This window comes from uncultured Parasphingorhabdus sp. (genome assembly GCF_963975555.1).
Taxonomy (GTDB): domain Bacteria; phylum Pseudomonadota; class Alphaproteobacteria; order Sphingomonadales; family Sphingomonadaceae; genus Parasphingorhabdus.
The window spans coordinates 880,142-902,365 of record NZ_CAXBHH010000001.1; the positions used below are offsets into that span (position 1 = coordinate 880,142).

At 57.2% G+C, this 22,224-nt stretch carries 21 protein-coding genes; 13 read left to right on the forward strand and 8 right to left on the reverse strand.

Annotated features, from left to right (window positions below; translation table 11 throughout):
- Nucleotides 1-149: 149 nt before the first annotated feature.
- The 4 genes from AAC060_RS04380 to AAC060_RS04395 form a co-directional block, all read right to left on the reverse strand.
- Complete coding sequence (locus tag AAC060_RS04380; protein ID WP_339823279.1) at nt 150-1,001, reverse strand: hypothetical protein; 852 nt, start codon at nt 999-1,001, stop codon at nt 150-152.
- A gap of 275 nt (nt 1,002-1,276) precedes the next feature.
- The gene (locus tag AAC060_RS04385) at nt 1,277-1,915 is read right to left on the reverse strand and encodes a hypothetical protein (protein ID WP_339823281.1); all 639 of its coding nucleotides are present in this window, start codon (nt 1,913-1,915) and stop codon (nt 1,277-1,279) included.
- 217 nt (nt 1,916-2,132) lie between these two features.
- Nucleotides 2,133-2,501, reverse strand: a complete 369-nt coding sequence (locus tag AAC060_RS04390) for a hypothetical protein (protein WP_339823282.1) — start codon at nt 2,499-2,501, stop codon at nt 2,133-2,135.
- Between the two features lie 308 nt (nt 2,502-2,809).
- Entirely contained in the window at nt 2,810-5,275 is a 2,466-nt protein-coding gene (locus AAC060_RS04395; RefSeq protein ID WP_339823285.1) for a TonB-dependent receptor, read from the reverse strand.
- 515 nt (nt 5,276-5,790) lie between these two features.
- On the opposite strand from AAC060_RS04395, the gene AAC060_RS04400 reads away from it, so the two are divergent.
- From AAC060_RS04400 to argC, 7 genes are all read left to right on the forward strand, one after another.
- Nucleotides 5,791-7,308, forward strand: coding sequence for an NAD(P)/FAD-dependent oxidoreductase (locus tag AAC060_RS04400; protein WP_339823288.1), 1,518 nt, complete (start codon nt 5,791-5,793; stop codon nt 7,306-7,308).
- 95 nt (nt 7,309-7,403) lie between these two features.
- The gene (locus AAC060_RS04405; RefSeq protein WP_339823291.1) at nt 7,404-7,736 is read left to right on the forward strand and encodes a PilZ domain-containing protein; all 333 of its coding nucleotides are present in this window, start codon (nt 7,404-7,406) and stop codon (nt 7,734-7,736) included.
- Between the two features lie 54 nt (nt 7,737-7,790).
- The gene (locus tag AAC060_RS04410) at nt 7,791-9,305 is read left to right on the forward strand and encodes an NAD(P)/FAD-dependent oxidoreductase (RefSeq protein WP_339823293.1); all 1,515 of its coding nucleotides are present in this window, start codon (nt 7,791-7,793) and stop codon (nt 9,303-9,305) included.
- 39 nt (nt 9,306-9,344) lie between these two features.
- Nucleotides 9,345-10,763 (forward strand): leucyl aminopeptidase family protein, encoded by a 1,419-nt coding sequence (locus AAC060_RS04415; RefSeq protein ID WP_339823296.1) that lies wholly within the window; start codon nt 9,345-9,347, stop codon nt 10,761-10,763.
- Nucleotides 10,764-11,112: 349 nt separating this feature from the next.
- A complete protein-coding gene (locus AAC060_RS04420; protein WP_339823300.1) occupies nt 11,113-11,727 on the forward strand; it encodes an outer membrane beta-barrel protein in 615 nt (204 codons plus the stop codon).
- Between the two features lie 350 nt (nt 11,728-12,077).
- Nucleotides 12,078-13,004, forward strand: coding sequence for a C40 family peptidase (locus tag AAC060_RS04425; protein ID WP_339823302.1), 927 nt, complete (start codon nt 12,078-12,080; stop codon nt 13,002-13,004).
- An 8-nt stretch (nt 13,005-13,012) separates the two neighbouring features.
- A complete protein-coding gene (argC, locus tag AAC060_RS04430) occupies nt 13,013-13,942 on the forward strand; it encodes an N-acetyl-gamma-glutamyl-phosphate reductase (protein ID WP_339823305.1) in 930 nt (309 codons plus the stop codon).
- Nucleotides 13,943-13,962: 20 nt separating this feature from the next.
- Here the strand turns inward: argC and lepB are convergent, their stop codons facing one another.
- From lepB to pyrE, 4 genes are all read right to left on the reverse strand, one after another.
- Entirely contained in the window at nt 13,963-14,835 is an 873-nt protein-coding gene (gene lepB, locus AAC060_RS04435) for a signal peptidase I (RefSeq protein ID WP_339823308.1), read from the reverse strand.
- 41 nt (nt 14,836-14,876) lie between these two features.
- The gene (gene acpS / locus AAC060_RS04440) at nt 14,877-15,278 is read right to left on the reverse strand and encodes a holo-ACP synthase (protein WP_339823311.1); all 402 of its coding nucleotides are present in this window, start codon (nt 15,276-15,278) and stop codon (nt 14,877-14,879) included.
- Nucleotides 15,279-15,385: 107 nt separating this feature from the next.
- A complete protein-coding gene (locus AAC060_RS04445) occupies nt 15,386-16,120 on the reverse strand; it encodes a pyridoxine 5'-phosphate synthase (protein WP_339823313.1) in 735 nt (244 codons plus the stop codon).
- The gene (gene pyrE, locus AAC060_RS04450; RefSeq protein WP_339823315.1) at nt 16,117-16,710 is read right to left on the reverse strand and encodes an orotate phosphoribosyltransferase; all 594 of its coding nucleotides are present in this window, start codon (nt 16,708-16,710) and stop codon (nt 16,117-16,119) included. The genes AAC060_RS04445 and pyrE overlap by 4 nt, the downstream gene beginning before the upstream one ends.
- 238 nt (nt 16,711-16,948) lie before the next feature.
- Here pyrE and coxB point away from each other — a divergent pair, with 238 nt between their 5' ends.
- From coxB to AAC060_RS04480, 6 genes are read left to right on the forward strand one after another with little or no spacing between them, the layout of a single operon-like run.
- Nucleotides 16,949-17,974: a cytochrome c oxidase subunit II gene (gene coxB, locus AAC060_RS04455; protein WP_339823318.1), complete on the forward strand. Its 1,026-nt coding sequence runs from the start codon at nt 16,949-16,951 to the stop codon at nt 17,972-17,974.
- An 11-nt stretch (nt 17,975-17,985) separates the two neighbouring features.
- Nucleotides 17,986-19,647, forward strand: a complete 1,662-nt coding sequence (ctaD, locus tag AAC060_RS04460; RefSeq protein WP_339823320.1) for a cytochrome c oxidase subunit I — start codon at nt 17,986-17,988, stop codon at nt 19,645-19,647.
- Nucleotides 19,648-19,679: 32 nt separating this feature from the next.
- Complete coding sequence (locus tag AAC060_RS04465; RefSeq protein ID WP_339823323.1) at nt 19,680-20,585, forward strand: heme o synthase; 906 nt, start codon at nt 19,680-19,682, stop codon at nt 20,583-20,585.
- On the forward strand, nt 20,582-20,743 hold the full coding sequence (locus tag AAC060_RS04470; protein WP_339823326.1) for a hypothetical protein: 162 nt from the start codon (nt 20,582-20,584) through the stop codon (nt 20,741-20,743). The genes AAC060_RS04465 and AAC060_RS04470 overlap by 4 nt, the downstream gene beginning before the upstream one ends.
- On the forward strand, nt 20,743-21,330 hold the full coding sequence (locus AAC060_RS04475) for a cytochrome c oxidase assembly protein (RefSeq protein ID WP_339823327.1): 588 nt from the start codon (nt 20,743-20,745) through the stop codon (nt 21,328-21,330). The genes AAC060_RS04470 and AAC060_RS04475 overlap by 1 nt, the downstream gene beginning before the upstream one ends.
- Nucleotides 21,331-21,361: 31 nt before the next feature.
- Nucleotides 21,362-22,222 carry a cytochrome c oxidase subunit 3 gene (locus AAC060_RS04480; RefSeq protein WP_339823329.1) on the forward strand — a complete coding sequence of 287 codons (861 nt, stop codon included), beginning with the start codon at nt 21,362-21,364 and terminating at the stop codon, nt 22,220-22,222.
- Nucleotides 22,223-22,224 lie beyond the last annotated feature (2 nt).

Below are 22,224 nucleotides of genomic sequence, written 5' to 3' on the forward strand. Positions count from 1 at the left end.
TATCCCGTCATCCTGAACTCGTTTCAGGACCTCGTTCCGCTTGCCACTATCATCCGATTTAGACGCCCGAGGTCCTGAAATGAATTCAGGATGACAAACGGTGTTCTAATCACCTTCACCCCCATATGATCTTTACAAACTTTACACTGTTATAGATTTATTCCCTTCTCCCCCTCGTCCCGCCTGAAGGCGCGCATTGCTTCGGCGTGGCGTGGCAGGGCGTTGATCACCGCTTCGTCGCGGGTGCCGGTGGGTGTCGCGGTCAGGCCGGGGACCTCGCGTTCCATGTCGGCGGCTTCTTCGGGGGTCATGCGATAATAGTCGGGCGGGCCGTCATGGTCGGGGAAGCTGACCGCGTAAAATTCGGTTTCCTCGGCTTCCTTGTCCTCCTGTGGCGGCTCCGGCTGCCGCCATGCTTCGGCTTCGGCGGCCAGCACCGCCAGCTCGTCCTCGGTCGGCGTGGCGATCAGCGGGGCGGTGTCCTCGCCCGCGCCTATCGCCTTCAGCATATCGCCAAAGCGCGCCGCGCCGCGTTGCGCCGGGATCTGCTCGGCAATCTTGTCGAGCCGCGCCAGATGCGCGAGCAGCAGTCGGCTGTCATAGCGCCGCCGCGTCGCCACCACCTCGCCATGATAGAAAATCTCTTCCTCGACGCCCTCGATCGCCCGCTCCTGCAACTTGTCCTGCGCCTCCTCCCGCGCCAGCACCAGCGCCGCCAGCCACGCCCGCGCAAAATCCGGATCGCGCCGTTTCAGATCATAGGCGGACTGCCGCGTCCGCTGGACAAAATAGGCCGACGCCTGGACATTGCCGGTCTGCGCGAGGGCCTCGAGAAATTTGACCCGCAGATCAAGGTGCCAGCCGTCGTGGCGGGTTGCGGGGGAGGGAGGGGCGCTGTTGTCCCTTTGGTCCGTTCGTCCTGAGCCTGCCGAAGGGCCGTCACCATCACCCACGCCCCGCACCGCGTTCAGCCGCCGCGCAAATTCATCCTGAAATGTCATAAGTCCTACTCCTTCCAAAGAAACCATCCCGACCGCAGCAGAGCGGTGCTGTGGGTTTGATATGGTTTGTTAAATGGAGCCGGTATAACCTATATGGAACAATGTAGGAAAGCTGCTTGCCGGGGAGGGTATTAATATGATTGATGGGATATATAAAAAGCGGATGGCACTGCTGGAGGGATATTTTGCTTCGGAGAACGCATAGGAATTTGACCGGACTATCGCTACATTTGCCGATCTGCCTCGCTATCATCCCAACTTCGACTAGTGGATTTCTACCGACCGAACATATTGGTCAATATATTATCGAATAGTCTCACTTCTCCGATATTTTTGGCATCGGATTTTGAGACGATAAGATTTGTGTTCGCGTTTGCTAGGTAAGGTTCCCAAATTTTGGGAAACCTACGCTGATCTAGGTTTAAAAAGAATTCCAAGCCTCCAAGCATGAAATGCCAAGTATTTAATCCGCCTAATCTTTGTCGGTAAGGTGCTAGTGCTATATTCCGTATCGTCAACTCATCAGCGGTGAGATTTGGATCCCCAATCAGCAACTGCTGATCAAAATTGTGACGATTAAAGATGCTTTTTTTTAGTATTTCTTGGTATTTCCCGAGCGTCATATTGAATTTTTTTCCGTGTTTAGAAACAGCATGTTTCCAAATGACTGAATAGGCAAAGTGAACCAGTTTCTCTGGATCCGGGTTTTGTACTTCCCAAGAGTTTCCAGTGGCACTTAAGGAGGCTTTCGAAAAAAAGTTTCGTATGAAATTCACCGAATAGTCGTCTCCCCAACCGCTTTCTTGTTCGTGCTCTGCACATAAAATTGAGTTGTCCCAATAGCCGTTTTGACGATATTTAACACCAACGGCATTCCGCTCCCCTTCATATATCTTTGTGTCGTCGCCTTTCATGTCCAACATTAATGATCGGGGCATGAGGTGCGATTTCACAGTCTTGGGATTTCCGCACACAAGACAATTGTTCATGTTTTTCTTCCTGCAAACTAATCTTGGAGAAATATGCCCTTTTATACGAATTGAATAAACGTCATTTAGCCACAGTCTGAAAAAATTTAGTTTAAGGCTTCGGCGGCAAGGCCGCGTATCCTTCTCCCTCACGGGAGAGGGCTCACCCCAACCCGGTAACCGCCAGCCCGAACATCACAAATGCATAGCCCAGCACCCCGTACACCCCCGCCCGGAACCACGGATAGGGGATGCGCGCTCTCGCCGGGTAGCCGGTCGGGTGGACGACGGTGAGCCGCTCGCCGATCACCGGGGTCGGGAAGGGCGTGGTCAGGGGGTCGCGGACCTCGATAAAGCCGCCGCGCTCGTCGGGCACCAGCAGCACCGCGCTATACAGCGTCGTGCCGCCGCGCCGCTTCATCTGGTGGCGGACGATCTGGGCCGGGACATGGCGGGTGCCGTTGCGGATGAACAGCAGATCGCTGCGCACCATCAGCACCAGTCCTGCTCCCGCCAGCGCGAGGCCTATCAAGAGGAAGATCGTTTCGATGCGCTGCCGCTATCACGCTTTGGCGAGGGTGTTAAGTGGGCTATTTCCCTCTCCCGTGCGGGAGAGGGTTGAGGAGACTTGGCAGCTTGCTGCCTAGTCGCAGCTGGGTGAGGGCGTACTGGCCTTTGTGGCGAAGCAACCCGCCACTGGAACACCCTCATCCAACTCCGCCTAATCCTCCGGATAAGGCTTCGTATCCTTCTCCCTCACGGGAGAAGGGGCGCGCCGCAAAAAAAGGGCCGGCCAGCGATTGCTGGTCCGGCCCGATGCGAACGCCGAGAGAGCGTTGGTTAAAATTTAAAGGCGGCTTCGACGAACAATTGCCGGCCGCGGTTCTGGGTGACGATGCGGTCATCGCCGCCAGCCGGCAGAAACGGACGGTCGCCGACGGTATTGGCCCAAAGCTCGTTGGTCAGATTGACTCCGATCAGCGAGAGTTTCCACTTGCCGTCGGGCTCGCCGATCGAGACCGCGCCGTCGAGCGAGACATAGCTGTCCTGGACATAGTCGGTGAAATTATTGTTCCCGGCGAAATAGGAGCTGCTGTAGGCGGCGTTGCCGCTCAGCCCGAATTCGAGCGTATCGCTCACCGGAATCCGCCAGTCGACCGCGAGGTTGCCCGACCATTTCGGTGCCCGCGCCGCTGTCCGGCCGTCGAGATCGACGTCATCGGCGTTGCCCGGAATGCCGTCGGGATCCTGCGAGATGAACGTGTCGGTAAACGCGGCATCGGTATAGCCCAATGCGCCGGAGAAGCTCAGCCCCTCGACCGGGGTGCGCCAGGACCAGTCGACATCAAAGCCCTTGGTCGTCAGCTCGCCCGCGTTGATGGTCAGGAAGCGGACCGCCGCGCCGTCGAAATTCTGCACCTGCAGATCGTCGAAGACGAAATAGAAGGCTGCGGTGTTGATCCGGAACGCGCCATTGCCGAACATCGCCTTGACCCCGATTTCGCCGCCCTTGGCGGTTTCTGAATCATAGATCAGCGAACTGAGCGCCGCTGCGCGGGCCGCTTCCGGGTCGGGATAGAGGCCGGGATATTGTTCGGCAAAGCCGGGCACCACCAGCTGGATCGACGCGGTCGGCAGGCTGCTGTTATCGACCCCGCCCGACTTGAAGCCGGTCTTGTAGGAGGCGTAGAAGTTGAGATCAGGGGTCGCCTGATATTTCAGCGTCAGCTCCGGCGAGATATTGCTGTCGGAGAATTTCACCGGACCGGTCTGGAAGCCTTCGGGAACCACCAGGCCGATGCCGCCGACAATGCCGTTCAGGAAGGTCAGGGCATTGTGCACGAACGGAAAGGAGGTTCTGTGGGTTTTCTGCTCGTCGGTCCAGCGGACGCCGCCGGAGAGTTCGAGCTGGTCGGTGATGTCCAGGCTCATGCTGCCGAAGAAGGACAGCGCCTCGCTCTTGGTCGTCCGGTCGGCCACCCAGTCATAGGTGATGCCGCGGGAATCGGGGAACAGGAACGAGCCGAGGAAGGCGTTTTGCGATGTCTGCAGCGGCTGGCTGCGGCTTTCCCAGAAACCGCCGACCATGAAGTTGAACATGCCGTCAAAATCGCTGGTCAGGCGGAGTTCCTGCGTGTGCTGGGTGAGTGAATCGGTGAACGGCGCGGGCAGGCCGCCGGGATCGCCATTGGCCAATATGCCGACATAGCTGAAATGATCGGCATGTTCGTTGTCGAGATCAAGAAAGCCGCTGACCGTCGACAGGGTCAGCGTGTCGCTGAGCTGCAGGTCCATCGCCAGCCGGACGAAGACGGTGTTGGTCTCGTTATAGGACTGGCCCTTGTAGCGATCCGCGCCGGTGGTGCCGGGGGCGATGACCTGCAGGTCGGGGTGGCCATCGGGATGGGGATAGAGCCCGTCCTGGATGTTGCAGGAGGCGTTGGACGGGATCGAAACGCCGGGCACCGCCAGAAAGACATCGTCCGCGACGCCATTGGCCCCGCAATCAATATCGGAGTGGCCGAGCAGGCTGTCGCCATAATTGTGATTATAGTTGAGCTTCAGATTAGCGGAGAAATTGTCGGTCGGATCCCATTGCAGGGTCATCCGGCCAACGAAGTTCTTCATCCCCTTGCCGGTGTCGGCGAAAACCGAAGGTGTGCCCGCTTCCAGTTCGACATATTTGTCGATATTCTGATATTGCGCCGCGACGCGTATGCCCAGCGTATCGCTGACCGGGCCGGAAATATAGCCGCCGACCGTATAGGCTTCCTCCTCGAATTCATAAGAGGCCTTGCCCCCGACTTCCCAGTCGGCGGTAGGATTGGCGGAGCGGACGGAGAAGACCCCGGCCGAGGCGCTTTTGCCGAAGAACAGGGATTGCGGGCCCTTGAGAACGTCGATCTGCTCGACATCGAAAAAGGAGGCCTGGACCAGCCGCATCGTGCTCATCGAGACGCCGTCGAAATCGAAGGCGACGGCAGAGTCGAAGGCGGCGGAAATATTGGTCGTGCCGACGCCGCGCAAGCTGATCTGGCCACCAGCGCCCGAGCCACCGACCTGGACGTTCAGGGCAGGAATGCGGCTGACAACGTCAGCGACTTCGTTGATCTGGAATTTGTCGAGCGTGTCGCCGCCGATCGAGGTGACGGTAACCGGCGTTTCCTGCAGCGTTTCATTCTGCTTGCGCGCGGTGACGATGATGATGTTGCTGTTGTCTTTTTCTTCGAGCGCATCTTGCGCGAAGGTAGGGGCGCTGAAACCGCAGGCGCCGATGGTGACGGTCGAGCCCAGGAGGCCCGCCAATAGTTTTTTCCGCGTAAAAAATTGATGGTTCTGTGGTGTTATCCTTGTCATTGTGATTCTCTCCCATACGCAGATAAAACGGTCTTTGTTTCAGCGGCCACATTCCTTTTTTTGACATGGAATTATGGTGCTCTCTCTGCCGTTTTATAATGAATGACGTTACGGGATCCGCTACTAACTAAAGAATTAGGCTGCGGCGCAAAACAGCAACTCTGCAACGGATTTGCGCTAACAATTCTGACAGGGCTGCCTGCGAATCCGTCAACCGGCCTCGACTGTAGCGATTCGCTGGCGACGCAATGCCGTCTGTCGTTCCGTCCGATCCTTTCGCGACCCGTACCACGCTTTTGCGTCCGAAACCGCGTGACGGAGCTATCGGCTGGAAGAGGCAGAAAACCGGCCCGGGCCTGTTTTTGCCTGCGACTTCAGGCTGCCGCTTAACCGGACAATTAAATTGCCAATTGCAACTCGTCCGCGTCAATGGCATAAACTTCGCAAAAGCTGGGAGAGACGGCATGCCTGTAAAAAATGGAACAGCAATTGAATCGGTCGACGTAATGATCGTCGGCGCCGGGATTTCGGGTATCGGGATGGCGGTGCATTTGCGGGACAAATGTCCGGGCAAGAGCTTCTCCATCGTCGAGCGCCGCGATGATATCGGCGGGACCTGGAACCTGTTTCAATATCCCGGCATCCGCAGCGACAGCGACATGCACACATTGGGTTTCAGTTTCGAGCCGTGGACCGAGCAGAAGTCGATTGCTGACGGTCCGTCGATCATCAGATATCTCCACCGGATCAAGGGCAAGCATGATCTGGAAAAACATATCCATTTCGGCCATAAAGTGCTGTCGGCCAGCTGGTCGAGCGAGGATGCGCGCTGGACCGTGATCGCCGAGAAATCCGACGGCAGTCAGGTCACGATGTACGCCAATTTCGTCTATATGGGTGCCGGCTATTATGATTATGACAATCCCTATGATGCACAGATAGAAGGCTTGCAAAAGTTCAAGGGCGATGTTGTTCACCCGCAATTCTGGCCCAAGGACATGGACTATACGGACAAGAAGGTGGTGATCATCGGCAGCGGCGCGACCGCGGTGACGATGGTGCCGGTACTGGCGGAAAAAGCGAGCCACGTGACGATGCTGCAGCGCACACCGACTTGGTATGCGTCGGCTCCGTCAAAAGACTGGCTGGCCAATTTCCTGCGCAAGATCATGCCGGAACAATGGGCCTATAATATCATCCGCAAGAAGAATGTCTGGATGCAGGACATTACCTTCCGCACCGCGCGCGACAATCCGCAGAAGGTGATCGACAAGCTCGAGAAGCCGATGAAGGAAGTGCTCGGCGACAAATATGTGAAGGAAGATTACACGCCGCCATACGGCCCGTGGGAACAGCGCCTGTGTCTGGTGCCCGACGGTGACATGTTCAAGGCGATTGCCGCTGGTAGGGCCGATCTTAAAACCGGCGTTATAGAGACGGTAACCGAGAGCGGCATCAAGTTGAAATCCGGCGAGACGATTGATGCCGATGTGATTGTCACCGCGACCGGGCTGAAGCTCGCAGTCGCTGGCAAGGTCGCATTCTCGGTCGACGGCAAGCCGGTGCACTGGCCCGACCATTATTATTACAAGGGCTGCATGTTCTCCGACATTCCCAATCTGGCGATTGTGTTCGGCTATCTCAATGCCAGCTGGACGCTCAAGGCGGACATCGTGTCGGAATTTACCTGCCGTGTGCTCAACCATATGGACGCGACATCGACGCGGATTGCCAATCCGGTGCTGAACAAGGAACTGGAGCAGGAAGAATTGTTCGATTTCTCGTCTGGTTATCTTACGCGTTCGCTGTCCGAATTGCCGCGCAACAGCACCGCGATGCCATGGAAGCTGAACCAGAATTATCTGTACGATAAGAACATATTGCTCAACGATCCGGTCGATGACGGGGTGATCGAGTTTTATGGCCCGAATTCGCAACAGGGGGCTGGCAATAGCGAGCATTCTCTCGAGGCGGCGGAATAACCACGAAGGCCAAATTTACAGGCATATACATTGTTTGCAGCCGTTAATCATTTGTTGAGCATGATTAGTTAAGTCCACTGTCGAGGGGCTTGGTTATGAGGTATATGCATTCACAATTTCGGGCGGTGAAGCCTGCGCTGATCGAACATCGTGAGGTGGAGCGGTTCCCGGTCCAGATTCAGCGTGCTTCGATCCGCCAGAACGGCAAAGCGACCAAGCTTGGCGAACTGGTGGACGTATCGATCTTTGGTTGCCGGCTTTCTTGCGATTCGAAATTTGCAGACGGCACCAATCTCTGGTTGCGCTTCGATGGCGGCAGACCGGTTCCGGCAACCGCCATTTGGTGCAAAGGCGGACTTATCGGTTGCCGCTTTGAGGAGAAGCTCGATCAAGAGTTGTTCCGTTCGCTGACCCTGATCCACGACTAGGCCGCGTAAAACCTCCCACTTGCCAACTAACATCCATGTCAGTAAGGTGGCGGGATGAAAAATGAAATTTTAGACGTCCTGATTGTCGGTGCCGGCCTGTCCGGTATTGGCGCAGCGGTTCACCTGACCAAAAAATGCCCCGGTAAGAGCTTTGCCATAGTCGAGGGCAGGGAGCGGCTCGGCGGGACCTGGGACCTGTTCCGCTATCCCGGCATTCGTTCCGACAGCGACATGTATACTCTGGGTTATAATTTCAAACCCTGGACCGCGCGTAGAGCCATTGCCGATGCGCCGTCGATCCTCAATTATCTCAACGAAACCGTCGACGAATATGGCTTGCAGGACAAGATCCGCTTTAACCGCAAGGTGGTGGATGCCAGCTGGTCCAGCGAAACCGCCCTGTGGACGGTCAGCCTGCAACATGGCGATGGTTCGATCAGCACCGTCCAGTGCAATTTCCTCCACATGTGCTCGGGCTATTACAGCTATGACGAGGGCCATAATCCGGATTTCCCCGGCAAGGCCGATTTCGCCGGACCGATTGTCCATCCGCAATTCTGGCCCGACGATCTCGACTATGCCGGCAAGAAAGTGGTGGTGATCGGCAGCGGCGCGACCGCTGTCACGCTGGTTCCCTCGATGGCGGCAACGGCAGAGCATGTCACGATGCTGCAGCGTTCACCGACCTATATCGTATCGCGGCCGGGTGAAGATAAATGGGCCTTGCGGTTGCGCAAGTTCCTGCCGGCCAAGCTTGCCTATTTGCTGACCCGGTGGAAAAATGTGCTGATGGGCATTTTCATGTTCAATCTGGCGCGCAAGAAACCCGATGGCTTCAAGCAACGACTGCTGGAGATGGTGCAGGACGAAATGGGCGCGGACGTCGACATGACCCATTATACGCCGAGCTATAATCCATGGGACCAGCGTCTATGTCTGGTGCCCGACAGCGATCTGTTCGCTTCGATAAAATCGGGCAAGGCGTCGATTGTTACCGATCAGGTGGAAATGTTTACCAAGGACGGCATCAAGCTGAAATCCGGCAAGACGATTGCGGCGGATATTATCGTGACCGCGACCGGACTGAAAATGCTCACCGGCGGCAGCGCGAAAATTTCGGTTGACGGACAGCCGGTGAATTTCGGTGAAAAGATCAACTACAAGGGCGTCATGTTTTCCGGCATACCCAATTTCGGGATGACCATGGGCTATACCAATGCCAGCTGGACCCTGAAAGCCGATCTGACCAGCGAATATGTCTGCCGTCTGGTCAACCATATGGACAAGAACGGGACCCCGATCGCGACACCGACCTTGCCGGTCGGCGAGACGATGGGAACCGAACCGATGCTCGACTTCAGTTCGGGCTATGTCCAGCGGGCGATCAAGGATCTGCCGAAACAGGGCGACCGCAAACCCTGGCGGCTCAATCAGAATTATCCGAAGGATATCATCAACCTGCGGCACAAGGCCGTGGACGATGGCGTCATCGTTTTTTCAAAGCCTGGTGCTGTGGCGGCCCGTCTTCCGGAGCAGCCAGCCGAAGCTGAGGCCATCGCCGCTGAATAGACTCTCGCGCTCGGCCTGATCTGTGGCTATAGCGATCCAATGACTGATTTTAAGGCATTGATCGAGGCCGACACCGGCCAACCCGCGCGCAATATCCAGATATTGGATGTCGGCAGTTTCGAAGACTGGCTGAAGGGGCAACCGGAGACCATCCGGGCGATTGTGAAAGCCTATCGGTTCGTCGCCAATCCCGACTCCTATCTGCTGTTGCCTCCGGTTGGCGGCAAGAGCGAGGACAAGTCGGTCACAGACGATTTTTCGGTTGTTGCCGGTGTAGCCGACCGGAACAAGCTCGACGCCTGGTCGCTGGCCAAGCTGGGTGGCAGCCTGCCCGAGGGCAATTATCGTCTGCAGGGCGTTGGCGCCAAGGTCACGCTGTTTGGCTGGCTGATCTCGCAACATGAATTTGACCGCTATAAAGAGCTTCCGGACCGGCAGGGACCGAGCGTGCTGCTGGTCAACGACGCTATCGGTCAGCGCGATGAAGCGGTGCGCCAGGCCGAAGCCACCGCGATGGTCCGGGACATGGTCAACACGCCGGCTGCCGACATGGGGCCGGACAAGCTGGAAGATATTGTCGAAAAGCTGGCGGCTCAGCATGGCGCAGAGGTGAAAGTGACGCGCGGCGATACGCTGGAAGAGCATTTTCCGATGATCCACGGCGTCGGCAAGGCCGCGATGCGCGCTCACGCGCCGCGTCTGCTCGAACTGAAATGGGGCAAGCCCGATCATCCGAAGATCGCGATTGTCGGCAAGGGCGTGACCTTTGACAGCGGCGGGCTTTCGATGAAGTCTCCGGCCGGCATGATGCTGATGAAAAAGGATATGGGCGGCGCTGCCCATGCGATTGCACTCACCCGCATGGTGATGGAAGCGAAACTGCCGGTGCGCCTGCATCTGCTGGTGCCAGCGGTGGAAAATTCGATCGACGGCAATGCCTTGCGCCCCGGCGACATATTGCACAGCCGCAAGGGGCTGACCGTCGAGATTACCAATACCGATGCCGAAGGGCGGCTGGTATTGGGCGATGCGCTGACTTTGGCCGGCGAGGAAGAGCCGGAAATGATCATCGATTTCGCAACGCTGACCGGCGCGGCCCGCGTTGCCCTGGGTCCTGACCTGCCGGCGATGTTCTGCGATGACCGGGACATGGCCAACGGACTGCTGCGGGCTGGTGACGATGAAAGCGACCCGCTGTGGCAAATGCCCTTATGGTCTGGCTATGATGCGATGCTGAACAGCAATATCGCTGATTGTGTCAACAGCGCCGCCGGTGGCTTTGCCGGCAGTATCACCGCAGCGCTGTTCCTGAAGAAATTTGCTCCGGAATCCGTGCCCTGGGCGCATTTCGACACATTCGCCTGGCGACCGGCGGTCAAGCCGGGTCGACCGATCGGCGGCGAAGCACTGGGCCTGCGGGCCAGCTGGCGCTATCTGCAGGGGCGATACGGGCAGTAAGTGATCGCGGGGATTGCTCCCTGCGCCCGTGAATTCGACCTTCATATCATTCTGCCAGCGCGCAGCCGATGCTCTCTCAACCCGGAGCTCGCCGTGATCATATCGGTAATCGGGATGGTCACATCAGCATCATTTGCCGAAAAGAACATCGGTTTGACGAGCCCTTATATTATTTTTTTTCCCTATTGAAATCTGGTTCCGCGATATTATCGGAACGCCGGTTTTCGTGCTAAAATCGCAACAGTAATCACATGTTTTTTCCCAGAAGCCTCCCGTTCATCGCGGCGCAAGGTGAGGTTCCTATTTCCCGCTTTGCCCTCTGTGGCGAATGTAAACAAAAGGACATGTTATGAAGAAGAGCATTTTGGCATTAGCATTAACAAGCGTATTTATTGCGACGCCGGCGTTTGCTCAGGACGCGACCCCATTCACCGGCCCGTATGTCGGAGGCGTTCTCGGCCTCGACAGCGTTGAGCTGGAAACCGGCGGCCTCGAAGGCGACGATAAAGGCACATTATACGGTGGTGTTATCGGCTATGATATGAATCTCGGCGGCTTTATCGTTGGCGTCGAAGGTGAATATACGGAATCAGCCGTCAGCAATACCGACCGCAATCTCCTGATCGCCGGTGACGAAGCCAGATTGAGTGCCGGACGCGATCTTTATGCAGGCGCGCGTCTGGGTTACCAGATTGATCCAAACGCAATGTTGTACGTCAAGGGCGGCTATACGAACGCCAAGGTGAAATTGGCGTATGACGACAATGTCGGCAACGCCTTTTCTCTGTCAGACGAACTCGACGGATATCGCGTTGGTGGCGGACTGGAAGTTTCTGCGGACAACAAGTTCGTACGCTTGGAATATCGCTATTCCGATTACGGCAAATATGAAACCAGCTCGCTTGTTCCCAACATTGACACATCGCGTCACCAGGGCGTTGTAATGGCGGGTATCCGTTTCTAAGCAAAATTGGTGAGCGTAGAATATTTCTACCACGCCTGAAGAAACCGGGGGCTTTGTGCCTCCGGTTTTTTATTGTATATGGTCATGACGAGAGGTTGGGATTTCAAAATCGCGTCTTTGCCCTACCTTACCTTCGGACCGCCGCTTTGTCCGCCATGGCCACCGGCTAGCAGGGCTTGCGCTTCCCGCCCGTCCGCGGAAATTCAATCCGCCAGAGCGCGCAAAAGCGACACCGCTTGATTAAACGCCCTTAGGTCGTCTAAAGGCCGTCGATTGTCATCGCTTTGCAACAGGGCACAAAAGCCGCAGAGCCTTGGACATTTTTTATCGCAATTGGGATTTCTATACGCATGGACATGGAAACTGCAGAGACTGGCGCGCACACGAAATTCGTGCTGAATGGTCCGGAAGGGGATTTTGATCCCCGGATCACCGCGCATCGCGGGGACCTCGCGGATGTCGCGCTGGCCGGCAAATTATTCGCACCGCATTACGCAGCGGCGATGCCGATGCGCTGTTCCGCGCCGAAAGCGATGCTCCGCAAACAGCCCGGCAAGGATCATGAAGCGATTTCCGAATTGCTGCACGGCGAGGATTTCCACGTGCTGGATATCGCCGGTGACTGGGCATGGGGCTATTGCGGCTATGACAATTATGTCGGCTATGTGCCGGTCCATGCGCTGCAGCATCAGAAGAAGACCCCCGAGCCGACCCATTTGATTTTCGCCCGCGCGGCGCTGATCTTCATCGAACCGGATTTCAAGTCCGGCGTGATGAAGCGGCTGCCGATGGGCGCGCGGATCGCTTGCAGCGAAGCCAGCGAATGCGGAAATTTCCTGAAGACCGGCAAGGGCTATGTCCATATCCGCCATGTCCAGCCGATTGGCACCAAGGTCGTGTTTGACGGCAGCAACGGCACCGCCGCGCTGGCCGAACAGCTGATCGGCGCGCCCTATCTCTGGGGTGGCCGCAGCGGTGACGGTCTCGACTGTTCGGGCCTGATCCAGATGATATTGATGCTGACCGGCATTGCCGCACCGCGCGACACCGATCAGCAGATGGCAGCACTTGGCGAGGATATCGCCGAGGGCGAGGATTTGCGACGCGGCGATCTGGTGTTTTTCCCGGATCATGTCGGCCTGATGATCGACAAGGACCGGATCATCCATTCCACGTCCCATGCCATGCAGGTGGTTATCGAGCCCCTGGCCGATATAGTTGCCCGCTTTGCCAAGATATCCGAGCAGCCGATACTGGCTCGCAAACGGCTTTCCTGAGACTGAAGATGACGCAGACAATATTTATTGACGGTGCCGTGGGCACCACCGGACTGGAAATTGCCGAACGGATCTCCGGACGGAGCGAATTCGAGTTAGTCCAGCTGCCCGAAGACAAGCGCAAGGACGTCAATGCGCGGCGCGAAGCGATCAACGACAGCGATTTTGTCATCTTGTGCCTGCCCGACGACGCGGCGATCGAAGCGGTCTCGCTGATCGACAATGACACGACGCGGGTGATCGATGCGTCGACCGCGCACCGGACTGCCGATGGCTGGGCTTACGGCTTTGCCGAATTCCGCGATGGCCAGCGCGAAGCCATTGCGGGTGCGCGCTTTGTCTCCAATCCCGGCTGCTATCCGACCGGTTTTCTGGCTGTGGTCGCGCCGCTGATCGCGAAAGGACGGCTGCCAGCGGACTGGCCCTATGTGATGAACGCGGTGTCCGGCTATTCCGGTGGCGGCAAGGCGCTGATCGAGCGCTTTGCGCAGGAACCTGATCTCGGCTTCCGCAGCTATGGCCTGAACCTCGACCACAAGCATATGCCGGAGATGAAGGTCCACGGCGGCTTGACCCATGACGTGATCTTTGCACCGTCAGTGATCCGCGCTTTTCGCGGAATGCTGGTCGACGTGCCGCTTCATCTCGGCGCCATGGGATCGGTGCGGGCAGAACAGCTATTGGAAGATCTGATTTCCTTTTATGCCGGTTCGCAACTCGTATCGGTGCAGGGAAGGGGTGACTTGTCGGAACTGCTGATCAGCGAGAACGACGCTCCGACCGACAAGCTGGAGCTGTTTGTTTGCGGCAATGCCGAGGGCTATCACGCCCGTCTGATTGCCCGGCTGGACAATCTCGGCAAGGGCGCCTCGGGCGCAGCTGTGCAGAATCTCAATATCATGGCAGGTCTCGATGAAACCGCAGGATTGCGGCTCTAGACTTCTACTTATTTTGGCCCTTATTCGGCGGCTGCAGCTGCCTTGTCGGGACGCAGGCTGGTGCCGGCGCGTCCAGTGCGGAAGGCACCCCACCAGCTGAGCGGGTTCCACGTCGTGCTGCCGTCGAGCGAGAAGGTGATAAATTCCGCGCGTCCGCCGATATTTTCCCACGGGATCGGACCGTCAAGGCCACCATCGCGCATCGATACCCGGCTGTCGGCGCTGAGATCGCGATTGTCACCCATCACGAAAACCTGTCCTTCCGGCACGATGATCGGCGAAAAATCGTCGGTCCGTTTCGGGCCGAGATCGATGATGTCATAGGAAACGCCGTTGGGAAGCGTCTCGCGCAGGATCGGGAGGTTGCACACCGGCTCGCCACTGCTATTGGCGCCCTGTAATCCGGGGAACTCCAGTCCGCAGGGTGAATTGGCATCGATCGGTACCTGGAGGTCGGGCTGGAATTCCTGCTGAACGGCGATGCCATTGAGGAAAATCTGTCCGCCTCGCAGCTCCACCGTATCTCCGGGCAGGCCGATAACCCGCTTGATCCAGTCTGCGCTGGCATCTTTTGGTGTCAGGATGACAATGTCACCGCGCTCCGGCAGGCTGCCGAACAGGCGGCCTTCCATGCGCGGCAATATGTGGAAGGTTGGCGACACCCATGACCAGCCATAAGCATATTTGCTGACGATCAGCCGGTCACCGACCAGCAGGCCCGGCATCATTGATACCGAGGGAATATAGAAGGGCTTGGCGATCAGGCTGTGGAAGGCCAGAACCGCCAGCAACAGCACGCCGATGCTCTTGAACTCGCCAAACCAGTCGACCTTTTCTTTTTCTTTTTCCGGTTTTTTGGTGGACCCGCTGTCAGCGGCATTTTCTACAGCCATATTTTTTTCTTTGGTTTCCTGGTCCATGGGAAGCGCTTTTCCTACAGGGGATGGGCTTCAATGATCACGAAGGCCTGCGCCCATGGATGATCGTCGGTGAGCGTGAGATGAACAATCGCCTCATATCCCGCCGGTGTTAGCGCGTCGAGCCGTTTTTTCGCGCCACCGGTCAGGGCCAGCGTTGGCGCTCCGCTCTTGGCATTGATGACTCCGATATCCTTCATGAAGACGCCGGCGCGAAAGCCGGTGCCGACCGCTTTGGAATAAGCCTCCTTGGCGGCGAAGCGTTTGGCGTAGGTTCCGGCAATAGTATGCGGTCGCCGTGCCGCTTTGGCCCGTTCCACTTCGGTGAAGACGCGCAGTTCGAACCGTTCGCCAAAACGGTCGAGCGAATTCTGGATCCGCTCGATATTGCAGAGGTCTGAACCGAGGCCGATGATCATATTATTTCCTCCCTGTCGGAGACGGGGAGGGGGACCGCCCGAAGGGAGGTGGAGGGGCGCCCCCCCCCCGCCGCTACGCTGCAGGGAGGAAAAGTTCGCTGATAGTCTCACCGTGCTTCATCCATCAGCGCGCGCATCTGGCGGATACTGCCGTCGAGACCGCTGAAGATCGCTTCGCCGATCAGGAAATGGCCGATGTTCAACTCGGCGAGCTGCGGGATTGCGGCAATCGGTATGACATTGTCGAAGGTCAGGCCGTGACCGGCATGGGGTTCGATGCCGTTTTTCGCCGCGAGAGCCGCCGCATCTGCGATCCGGCGCAATTCGGCTTCGCGTTCGGCGCCGTTGATCTCGGCATAGCGGCCGGTGTGAAATTCGACCACTGGCGCACCGAGGCGGATGGCGGCTTCGATCTGGCGCGGCTCGGGTTCGATAAACAGGCTGACACGGATATTCGCTTCTTTCAACTGCCCGACAAAATCGGCCAGCTTGTTGTGCATCCCCGCAGCGTCGAGCCCGCCTTCGGTTGTCCGTTCTTCGCGGTTTTCCGGGACGATACAGGCGGCATGCGGCTTGTGGCGCAGCGCGATTTGCAGCATCTCGTCGGTCGCCGCCATTTCCAGATTGAGCGGGATGGTCAGCTTGTCCATCAGGACGGTCAGATCGTCATCGCGGATATGGCGCCGGTCTTCGCGCAAATGGGCGGTTATGCCATCCGCGCCAGCTTCGGCTGCAACCAGCGCAGCGCGCACCGGCTCGGGATGGTCACCGCCGCGCGCGTTGCGGATCGTGGCCACATGATCGATATTGACGCCCAGTCTTAGCGGGTTGGTTGTGCTCACGCTGCGGATGGCTCCGCTCGGCTGCCCGGCTTGGTCGGGGGAATGGCCGCCAGTTCGGCGGGAATCTCGTCAGCGGCATAAGAGGGCACATCCAGCGCCACCAGCGGGAAGAAGGGCACGTCAAATTGCGCGGCACCATTGGAACGGTCGATCAGGGCGCCGGCGGCGATCACCTCGCCTCCGGCGTTGCGGATGGCCTGAATGGCTTCGCGCGACGACAGGCCGGTGGTGACGACATCTTCCATCATCAAAACTTTCTGGCCCGGTTCGAGCCGGAATCCCCGGCGTAATTCGAATGTGCCTTCGGGACGTTCGAGAAACAGCGCGTCGAGACCAAGCGCGCGGCCCATTTCATGGCCGATAATCACGCCGCCCATTGCTGGAGAGACGACGATATCGATCGAACGCCGGATATTCTGGGGAATCTTTGCTGCGAGGGCCTCTGCCATCCGCGAGGCCCGGGCAGGGTTCATCAGCAATCGCGCGCATTGTAAATAGCGGCTGCTATGGCGGCCTGAGGAAAGGACGAAATGGCCCTGCAGCAGCGCATCACAGCTCCGGAATTCCGCTAAAATCTCTTCTTCTGTCAATGTTTCATCCCTGCCTGATTTTCGCCTTTCTCCCCAAATGGCCATATTGGCACTGCATTGCCAGAAAAATTAAAGTCAAAAAACTGAAAAAATATCCAATCGGCAGCTTGAGGCTTGCGGCAACCATGCCTATAAGCCGCCCCAATCGGACTATTCCAGGCCGGGCTCGCTGATTCCAAAAGACGGGCCATTGCCGGAAAACTACCGAAACTTGGGGTAAGATAGGGTTGAGCGATTTATGACTCATTTTTTGAAAGCTTGGATTCTGGCCATCGGCCTGATTCTCACGCCGGCTGCATTGTCGGCGCAGGAAGCATTGCCGGAAGCGCCAGTCGTAAATCCGGCAGCGGCCAGTGAACTGGAAGCAGCGGACGTACCGGCAGCGGCGGCAGCGCCTGCATCCGGACTTGACCCTGCTCTTTATACCCCGATGAAGCCGACGCCAGGCATCGGTATGCCGGTAGATGGCAATATTGATTTTCAGGAGCAGTTCAGCCCAACCGGCGAAACCGCGCACTGGATCAACAATGCGATCCTGGTGCCGATGATGTTTGGCGTCAGTCTGCTTGTTCTGTTTCTCCTGTTCTGGGTCGTTTTCCGCTTTCGTCGCGGCGCCAACCCCGAGCCGTCTAAAACGACACACAATACGTTCATCGAAATTATCTGGACGGTCATTCCTGTTCTGATCCTTGTGGTCATCGCGGTGCCGTCGATCAGCCTGCTGGCCCGTCAATTCGAGCCGGCGCCGGAAGATGCGCTGACTGTGAAAGTCACCGGCTATCAATGGTATTGGGGCTATAGCTATCCCGACAATGGCGATTTCGAAGTCATTTCCAATATGATGTCGGAAGAAGATGCAGCAGCACGCGGTGAACCGCACCAGCTCGCAGCCGACAACCGTATGGTCATTCCGGTGGGCAAGCCGGTCAAGCTGCTGATCACTGCGGCGGACGTTATCCATAGCTTCGCCATTCCTTCGGCCTGGTTCAAGCTGGATGCGGTACCGGGACGGATTAATGAAAAGGTTCTGCAGATCGATCGCGAAGGCGTATATTACGGTCAGTGCTCGGAACTTTGCGGCGCCCGGCACAGCTTCATGCCGATTACGGTCGAAGTTCTTTCCGAAGAAAAATTCAACAACTGGGTTCGCGCCAATGGCGGTACGGTGAAGGGCGAGGCAGCAGAGGCTGTCGTTACCGAAGCCGTCGCCACTGACGCGACTTCCGAAATTGCGCCTGCCGATGCAGCCGCTGCGACCAACTGAGGGTTAGAGCAATGACAACTATCACAGCAGATGGCCATATTGATGATCACGCGCATGACGCGGATCACAAGCCGGCCTTTTTCCAACGCTGGTTCATGTCGACCAACCACAAGGACATCGGCACACTTTATCTGATTTTCGCGATTTTCGCGGGGATCATCGGTGGCGGGATTTCCGGACTGATGCGGCTCGAACTCGCTGAGCCCGGCATCCAATATCTGCAAGCCTGGGCAAGCATGTCCAACGGCAGCGAAGCCTCGATGGATCAGGCCTATCACCTCTGGAACGTGCTGATCACAGCACACGGCCTGATCATGGTCTTCTTCATGGTCATGCCGGCGATGATCGGCGGCTTTGGTAACTGGTTCGTACCGCTGATGATCGGCGCTCCGGACATGGCCTTCCCGCGGATGAACAATGTCAGCTTCTGGCTGCTCGTCCCCGCGCTGCTTCTGCTGCTCGGATCATCTTTCGTTCCCGGCGGTACCGGTAACGGTGCCGGCACGGGCTGGACCGTCTATGCGCCGCTGTCGACCAGCGGCTCTGTCGGGCCTGCTGTGGACATGGCAATTCTCTCGCTCCATCTGGCGGGTGCTTCATCCATTCTGGGCGCCGTCAACTTCATCACCACCATCTTCAATATGCGCGCGCCGGGTATGACCCTGCACAAAATGCCGCTGTTTGTCTGGTCGGTTCTGGTTACCGCATTCCTGCTGCTTCTCTCACTTCCCGTGTTGGCTGCCGCGATTACAATGCTGTTGACCGACCGTAATTTCGGTACGACTTTCTATGATGCCGCCGGCGGCGGTGATCCGGTGCTGTACCAGCATCTGTTCTGGTTCTTCGGACATCCCGAAGTCTACATCATGATCTTGCCCGGTTTCGGTATGGTGAGCCACATCATCTCGACCTTCAGCCGCAAGCCGATCTTCGGTTATCTCGGCATGGCTTATGCGATGGTTGCCATCGGTGTCGTCGGCTTTGTGGTCTGGGCGCACCATATGTTCACCACCGGCATGTCGGTTAACGTGAAAATGTACTTCACCGCAGCGACCATGGTGATCGCGGTGCCGACCGGCATCAAGATCTTCTCGTGGATCGCAACCATGTGGGGCGGCTCGATGTCGTTCAAAACACCGATGATGTGGGCTCTCGGCTTCATCTTCATGTTCACCATCGGTGGCGTGACCGGTGTTGTGCTGGCCAATGGCGGTATCGACGACAATCTCCACGATACATATTATGTGGTTGCCCACTTCCACTATGTGCTGTCGCTGGGTGCGGTCTTCTCGATCTTTGCCGGCTTCTATTACTGGTTCCCGAAAATGTCGGGCCGGATGTACAGCGAATTGCTGGGGCAGCTCCACTTCTGGATCTTCTTCATCGGCGTGAACATCCTGTTCTTCCCGCAGCATTTCCTCGGACAGCAAGGCATGCCACGTCGCTATGCCGACTATCCGGAGCAGTTTGCTTACTGGAACCAGATCAGCTCGCTCGGTTATGCCGTGATGCTGGTTGGCGTGTTGATCTTCTTCGTGAATATCGCCTACGCCTTCATTGCTGGCCGTAAAGTGGAAGGCAATTACTGGGGCGAAGGCGCAACGACGCTGGAATGGACATTGTCCAGCCCGCCGCCTTTCCACCAATTCGAAACCCTTCCCCAGATCAAGTGATCTGAGGACGAAGCGAAAGCTTGGAACGAGAAATGACCACCGCGTCACACACAATACAAGGCCTGGCCAGCGCAAAGGATCTCTTTGCGCTGACCAAGCCGCGCGTGATGTCTCTGGTCATTTTTACCGCTCTTTGCGGTTTGCTGGCGGCACCGGGATCGATCCACCCGGTTATCGGCTTTACGGCGATTCTCGCGATCAGCCTCGGGGCAGGGGCTTCGGCCGCGCTCAACCAATGGTATGAATCCGATATCGACGCGATCATGAAACGGACCAGCCAGCGTCCGCTGCCGGCTGGCCGGATGGACCGGGAAACGGCGCTGCATTTCGGCATCGGCTTGTCGGTCTTCTCGGTTCTGCTGATGGGTGTCGCGGTCAACTGGTTCAGCGCGATATTTCTCGCCTTCTCGATTTTCTTCTATGCTGTCGTCTACACGATCTGGCTAAAGCGCAGCACGCCGCAAAATATCGTGATCGGCGGCGCCGCCGGCGCATTCCCGCCAGCGATTGGCTGGGCTGCGGTGACCGGCGATATGACGATGATGCCGTTCCTGCTGTTTGCCATTATCTTTTTCTGGACGCCGCCGCATTTCTGGGCGCTCGCGCTGTTCATGAACAGCGATTATTCCAAAGCCGGTGTTCCGATGATGCCGGTGGTCGCCGGTCAGCGGTCGACCCGCAACCAGATTTTCGGTTACAGCCTGATACTGGCCGCCGTCGCGATTGCGCCCTTTGCGCTTGGCCTCGCCGGAATAGTATATGGCGCTGCGGCAATATTGTTGAGCGTGATATTCTGCGTGCTTGCCTGGAAAGTCGCGCGCAGTACGACAACGCGGCCCGACGATATGGCGGCCGAAAAGCGGCTGTTCAAATTCTCGATCCTTTATCTCTTTGCACTCTTCGCAGCGGTTGTTGCCGATCGGATGATATTCGCATGAACGACATTGATCAGGACAAGGCTCCGATGACTCCGGAAGAGCAGAAGGTGTATCAGGCCCGTCAGAAGCATCGCGCGATCATCATGGCCGGGCTGCTGCTGTCGATGGTGGTATTATTCTACTTCATCACGATCGTAAAAATCGGATCAGGTTCCTGATGGCGACCGTTAAAACCCCTCTTTCCGGCAAGAACCGGCGCAGCGCCCTGATGGCAGGCGCTCTGGGCTTCGGTATGCTAGGCCTTGGCTTTGCAGCTGTGCCTTTATACGAGGTTTTCTGCCGCGTCACCGGCTATGCCGGGACCACGCAGCGGGTCGGCGAAGCACAGGCTGCAACGGTTCAGGCGACCAATCGGGTGATGTCGATCCGTTTCGATTCCAATGTCAATTCCGCGCTACCCTGGTCGTTCAAGCCGGAGCAGGCGGTTGATCATGTCACCGTCGGTGCCCGCGACATGGCGATTTTCATAGCGACCAACAAAAGCGACCAGCCGGTCGTCGGTACCGCCACGTTCAATGTGACGCCGCTGCTCGCCGGTCAATATTTCAACAAGGTCCAGTGCTTCTGCTTTAGCGAACAATTGCTGAAGCCGGGCCAGACGATGCGGATGCCGGTGCTTTATTATGTTGATCCGGCGATTCTGGATGATCCGGAAACAAAGGATATCAAGGAAATTACGCTCAGCTATACTTTTTATCGTTCGACCGACGAGCAGGCAGTAGACGCCGGTACGGGCGATAGCTAAGAGAAATTCAAGACAAGGTTAGGGAAACAATATGGCCGGTGCCAAAAATCATGATTATCACATATTGCCGCCAGACATCTGGCCGCTGTTTGGCTCTTTTTCTGCCTTTGTCATGGCAATCGGCGGCATTCGCTGGATGCACGATATGGCATTTGGCGCGCTTATTTTCTACGTCGGCTGTGCAGCCATCGGACTGACCTTTTATTCATGGTGGTCCAACGTGATCAAGGAAGCCCACGCGGGCGACCACACACCGGTGGTTCAGCTTCACCTGCGCTACGGCATGATCCTGTTCATTGCTTCGGAAGTCATGTTCTTCGTGGGCTGGTTCTGGGCATGGTTTGATTTCGCACTTTTCCCTCAGCCGCTCGAAATGGTTGACGGCATTGTCACCAATTACATCGGTCAGGACGGCGCTGCTGCGCTTCTGCAATGGCCGCCCAAAGGCATCGAAGTGCTCAACGCCTTTGAACTGCCACTGCTCAACACGATGATCCTGTTGTGCTCCGGTACTACCGTTACTTGGGCACACCATTCGCTGATCCACGGTGACCGGAAGAGCATGATCACCGGTCTTTGGCTGACCATCCTGCTGGGTGCGCTGTTCTCGTTCATTCAGGCTTATGAATATAGCGTTGCACCATTCCCGTTTGCCGGCCTCAACTATAGCTCGGCTTTCTATATGGCGACCGGGTTCCACGGCTTCCACGTTCTTGTCGGCACGATCTTCCTGATCGTCTGTCTGGTGCGGGCCTATAAGGGCCACTTCACCCCGAAACAGCATTTCGGCTTTGAAGCAGCAGCCTGGTATTGGCATTTCGTCGATGTCGTATGGTTGTTCCTGTTCATCGTCGTCTATGTCTGGGGCGGCTGGGGCGCGCCGGTTCATTAGGC

What these genes read in the sequence shown, in the direction of transcription:
- AAC060_RS04380 (WP_339823279.1), bottom strand. Translation starts at nt 1,001, where the DNA reads ATGACATTTCAGGATGAATTTGCGCGGCGGCTGAACGCGGTGCGGGGC.
- AAC060_RS04385 (WP_339823281.1), bottom strand. Translation starts at nt 1,915, where the DNA reads ATGAAAGGCGACGACACAAAGATATATGAAGGGGAGCGGAATGCCGTT.
- AAC060_RS04400 (WP_339823288.1), top strand. Translation starts at nt 5,791, where the DNA reads ATGCCTGTAAAAAATGGAACAGCAATTGAATCGGTCGACGTAATGATC.
- AAC060_RS04405 (WP_339823291.1), top strand. Translation starts at nt 7,404, where the DNA reads ATGAGGTATATGCATTCACAATTTCGGGCGGTGAAGCCTGCGCTGATC.
- AAC060_RS04410 (WP_339823293.1), top strand. Translation starts at nt 7,791, where the DNA reads ATGAAAAATGAAATTTTAGACGTCCTGATTGTCGGTGCCGGCCTGTCC.
- AAC060_RS04415 (WP_339823296.1), top strand. Translation starts at nt 9,345, where the DNA reads ATGACTGATTTTAAGGCATTGATCGAGGCCGACACCGGCCAACCCGCG.
- AAC060_RS04420 (WP_339823300.1), top strand. Translation starts at nt 11,113, where the DNA reads ATGAAGAAGAGCATTTTGGCATTAGCATTAACAAGCGTATTTATTGCG.
- AAC060_RS04425 (WP_339823302.1), top strand. Translation starts at nt 12,078, where the DNA reads ATGGACATGGAAACTGCAGAGACTGGCGCGCACACGAAATTCGTGCTG.
- argC (WP_339823305.1), top strand. Translation starts at nt 13,013, where the DNA reads ATGACGCAGACAATATTTATTGACGGTGCCGTGGGCACCACCGGACTG.
- lepB (WP_339823308.1), bottom strand. Translation starts at nt 14,835, where the DNA reads ATGGCTGTAGAAAATGCCGCTGACAGCGGGTCCACCAAAAAACCGGAA.
- acpS (WP_339823311.1), bottom strand. Translation starts at nt 15,278, where the DNA reads ATGATCATCGGCCTCGGTTCAGACCTCTGCAATATCGAGCGGATCCAG.
- coxB (WP_339823318.1), top strand. Translation starts at nt 16,949, where the DNA reads ATGACTCATTTTTTGAAAGCTTGGATTCTGGCCATCGGCCTGATTCTC.
- ctaD (WP_339823320.1), top strand. Translation starts at nt 17,986, where the DNA reads ATGACAACTATCACAGCAGATGGCCATATTGATGATCACGCGCATGAC.
- AAC060_RS04465 (WP_339823323.1), top strand. Translation starts at nt 19,680, where the DNA reads ATGACCACCGCGTCACACACAATACAAGGCCTGGCCAGCGCAAAGGAT.
- AAC060_RS04470 (WP_339823326.1), top strand. Translation starts at nt 20,582, where the DNA reads ATGAACGACATTGATCAGGACAAGGCTCCGATGACTCCGGAAGAGCAG.
- AAC060_RS04475 (WP_339823327.1), top strand. Translation starts at nt 20,743, where the DNA reads ATGGCGACCGTTAAAACCCCTCTTTCCGGCAAGAACCGGCGCAGCGCC.
- AAC060_RS04480 (WP_339823329.1), top strand. Translation starts at nt 21,362, where the DNA reads ATGGCCGGTGCCAAAAATCATGATTATCACATATTGCCGCCAGACATC.